We start from the raw sequence: 3,743 nt of genomic DNA, 5'->3' as shown, positions 1-3,743 counted from the left end.
GCAGGATTACGGCAGGCTCCCTTCAGCAATAGTCGCCTGCGTCGGCTGCGGAAGCAACGCCATGGGCTCGTTCTACCCGTTTGTCGACGACTTGGGCGTGAAACTGGTGGGCGTGGAGGCCGGCGGCGAGGGCATCAAGTCGGGCAAGCATTCGGCGACTCTTTGCGCCGGCACCGAGGGTGTGCTTCACGGCATGTTCACGTACCTCTTGCAGGACAAGCGCGGCCAGGTCGTGGACACACACAGCATCTCTGCCGGCCTCGACTACCCCGGCGTGGGACCCGAGCACTCGATGCTAAAAGACGAGGGCAGAGCGACGTATGTTGCGTGCACCGACGACGAGGCGGTAGACGCGTTCATGACGCTCTCTAGGCTCGAAGGCATAATCCCTGCGCTGGAATCGTCGCACGCAGTGGCGCACGCAATCAAGATGGCAAAGGAGATGGACAGGGACGAGATTATTGTCGTGACGCTTTCTGGAAGGGGCGACAAGGACGTCACCGTGGTCCAGGACTACCTGAAAAAGAAGAAGGGCCGCAAAAATGCAAAGTAGGATAGAGGCGCGTTTTTACGCGCTTGCCAAGAAGGGCGAGCGCGCACTTGTATGCTACGTAGTTGCAGGATACCCGGACCTTGCGGCCACAGAAAAAGCAGTAGACGCTCTTGTTGCAGGCGGCGCGGACATCATAGAACTTGGCATACCGTTTTCAGACCCGATAGCAGACGGGCCGACAATCCAGCAGGCTTCGCACAGCGCGCTTGAAAGCGGGGTCACGCCGGACAAGGCCCTTGCAGTGGCAAAGAGCATCCGCAAAAAACACCCGGACCTGCCGCTACTTGCCATGACGTACTCTAACATCCTTGTCCATGCAGGCATGGAAAAATTCATGGATAAAGCCAAGGCATCCGGCATCGACGGATTCATCCTGCCTGACATGCCGGTGGAAGAGGCAGGCGAGTACCTGAAAAGCGCAAGGGCGCGAAACCTGGCGACGGTGTTCCTTGCGTCGCCAAACACCTCGGAGCAGAGACTCAAAGAGATAGTAGAAAATTCGTCAGGCTTCATGTACCTTGTCTCAGTCTACGGCATAACAGGCGCGCGCAAGAATTTCGAAGATTATACTGTCGAGGCTATCAAGCGCACAAGGCAGGCGGCAGGTGGCAGGATACCAGTCGGAGTCGGATTTGGGATAAGCAAGCCCGGACACGCAAGGTTCATGGCAAACGCCGGGGCCGACGCGATAATTGTCGGAAGCGCCATAGTCGACAGGATGTCAGGACCAAAGGGCAAGATGCAGTCAAGCCTAAAGTCGTTTGCAGCGTCTCTCAAGAAGGCGCTCAGGGGATGACAAGGCCGGACTGGTCGCTTGCAAAAAGTATGTTGTTGAGGGTCACCTGGAAGCGCCTGCCGTCGTGCTCCACGATGACTTCAATGTCGTCAAGCGACTCTGAAGTGTCGTCGCCCTCCAGCCCTTTTATGGCGACGTGAATCGCCTCGTGCGACACAAGCGCCCCCATGAACGGCTCGATGTACTCGAAACTGTTGACGCCTGCCTTTGCGTCCTGCGCCGACTGGATGACTAGCATCGTCTCTTTTTCGTAGGTGAAATAAGCCGGCGACTCGTCTATTGCGCAGGCAAGGGCAAAATCGTTTATTGCCATCGCGCTAGTCCTTTTCGCTGTAGAGCAGCTTTAGCTCTTCAAAACTGAGCTTCGAGCCCGATTCCAGTTTCTTCCTTGCAGTCTCCTTGACCTTGAAAAGCGCGTCGCTTGGAAGGTTGTAGCCGTACTCCTCGCGCTGCTTCTTTCTCATGGCAGACATCTCGTCAAGGCGCGCGTTTATGGATTCAAAGCGCTTTGCGATGCCGCCGTAAACTGACAGGAGTTTTTCGCGCTCGGTCATGAGCGCGCGCTTGGTGTCGTACAGTCTGTCAAGCTCGCCATTTTCCTGCGCAATCTTGGCGCGTAGCGCGTCGCATTCTGAGTTGAGCGCCTTGACCGAATCGCCTATCTTGGCAGACTCGTCTGCAAGCGCCGCGTACTGATCCTTTATCGTCCTGGTAGCCTTGATGGCCTCTATTTTCATTGACGCTTCTTTTATCCGTGAGAGTATCTCGTTTTTCTCGCGCTCTCCTTTGAACTCCTTGGAGTCTATGAGCGCTTGGTTCTTGGCTACTTCCGCCTGCAGCTCCTCCTCGCCTTCCTTTGGTAGTCGCGCCTCCATTATGCTCAAAAAGTTCTTTGACTGCGACATCTTTTCGCTGACTCCAAGCAGGCTTGTGTTGTGGCCGTCTATTTCAGATCGGGCCTTTCTCAATCTCTCAGTGGCAGAATCGTATGCCGACTTGTGCTCTTTTATGCCTGCTGCAACTGTGCGCAGCTGGTTCCTGTCGATGTCGACTATTTTGTCAGTCGACTCTTTCAGCTCGGACGCGACCTTGCGCTTTAGCGCTACAAGCTCCTCCCATCCCATTGAGCCCAGCTCCGAGCTTTCAGACAAACTGCATGAAATACGATTCATCTTGTTATAAAAATATACCAGTGCGCGGACTGCGACAGACACGGCTGCGGCTATCTGAAAAACGCCAGTGCGTTACCGAGGCGAATGCGAAAAGCGGATTTGAGAGCCTGTTCCTTAATCTTGACGGATGCCGATTTCTGGACATAGCTAAGCAGTACGGCGTGGCGGATTCCAGCAATAACATGCGGCGGGACAAGCTTTCAGGCGATTTTTAAGCCAAAACGTGCCTGCGCTCCTTCGGCGAATGCAGATATTTTCATTCAAGAGCCATTTTTTGAGCAAATTTACAGTCCTTTTCAAGTCAAAAGCTCGAAAATCGGCCTTTTTAGAGCTATTCTTATATCCAAGCACGCTCGACCCAAGCACGTTGGCAACACAAGGATACTGTGTAAAGTGCAAAGCACCTAGGGAGATGGCGGGAGAGAAACAAGTCGTCATGAAGAACGGGCGCAACGCGACCACCGGAACATGCACGGTCTGCGGGACCAAGATGTTCAAGATAGGTGGCGGCGGAGGCGGCGTCAAGGCGAAAGCAAAGGCCAAGGCAAAGCCCAAAAAGGCTGCAAAGAAGGCCAAAAAGGCAAAAGGCAAGAAGAAAAAGTAGCTAGCCTAGGACTGTCCGGGAGCTCAAGCCTCCCGGGCGTTTTTTCTTTGTTTTGTAACACCCTCCCCCTCCCCCCGGAGTGTGCCACCTGTTAAATACTCGAATCGATTGCCTATCTGCAGTAATGACTGAATCCAAGAACGTCACAGAACTTGAGATAGAGGATCTCGAAGGAGTGGGTCCGACGACTGCGCGCAAGATGAGGGAAGCAGGCATAAGCTCCGTCATGGAGCTGGCAACAGCTGTCGCCGACGAGCTTGCGGCCGACCTTGGCGGGTCAAAGGAGGCTGCGACCAACTTTATCATGGCCGCGCAGAAACTGCTCAGGGAATCCGGCGTTCTTGACAACGAGTTTACAACCGCAGACGTGGAGCTTGAAAAGAGAAAGTCGCTTCTGCGCTGCACTACTGGCGCAAAGGTGCTCGACGAGCTCTTGCTTGGCGGAATCGAGACGCAGGCGATAACAGAGTTTTACGGAGAATTTGGCTCCGGCAAGTCGCAGATATGCCACACGCTGTGCGTGACGGCGCAGCAGCCGCCCGAGCAGGGAGGCCTTGGCGGCGGCGTCATACTCATAGACACGGAAGGCACATTCAGGCCGGAGAGGGTCGACCAGAT

Annotated in this window: 5 protein-coding genes and 1 pseudogene; 4 read left to right on the top strand and 2 right to left on the bottom strand. The window is 54.8% G+C overall.

Annotation, left to right across the window (positions count from 1 at the left end; all coding sequences use genetic code 11):
- Window positions 1-553, top strand: a 553-nt coding sequence (locus tag HXY31_RS01505; protein WP_292638837.1) for a pyridoxal-phosphate dependent enzyme, incomplete at its 5' end; no start/stop codon positions are given.
- Window positions 543-1,349: a tryptophan synthase subunit alpha gene (trpA, locus tag HXY31_RS01500; RefSeq protein WP_292638835.1), complete on the top strand. Its 807-nt coding sequence runs from the start codon at window positions 543-545 to the stop codon at window positions 1,347-1,349. The genes HXY31_RS01505 and trpA, both read left to right, overlap by 11 nt.
- On the opposite strand, the gene HXY31_RS01495 is transcribed toward trpA, so the two are convergent.
- Window positions 1,339-1,662, bottom strand: coding sequence for a hypothetical protein (locus HXY31_RS01495; RefSeq protein WP_292638833.1), 324 nt, complete (start codon window positions 1,660-1,662; stop codon window positions 1,339-1,341). The genes trpA and HXY31_RS01495 overlap by 11 nt on opposite strands.
- A gap of 4 nt (window positions 1,663-1,666) precedes the next feature.
- Complete coding sequence (locus HXY31_RS01490) at window positions 1,667-2,500, bottom strand: hypothetical protein (RefSeq protein WP_292638830.1); 834 nt, start codon at window positions 2,498-2,500, stop codon at window positions 1,667-1,669.
- 388 nt (window positions 2,501-2,888) lie between these two features.
- On the opposite strand from HXY31_RS01490, the pseudogene HXY31_RS12330 reads away from it, so the two are divergent.
- Window positions 2,889-3,026 (top strand): annotated as a pseudogene (locus tag HXY31_RS12330) (DUF5679 domain-containing protein); the annotation flags it as partial.
- Between the two features lie 223 nt (window positions 3,027-3,249).
- The coding region (locus tag HXY31_RS01480; protein WP_292638826.1) for a helix-hairpin-helix domain-containing protein at window positions 3,250-3,743 on the top strand (494 nt) is incomplete at its 3' end.

This window comes from Nitrososphaera sp., assembly GCF_013388945.1.
GTDB lineage: Archaea > Thermoproteota > Nitrososphaeria > Nitrososphaerales > Nitrososphaeraceae > Nitrososphaera.
The sequence above is the reverse complement of the archived record's forward strand: the minus strand, read 5'-3'. Positions and strand labels throughout refer to the sequence as shown.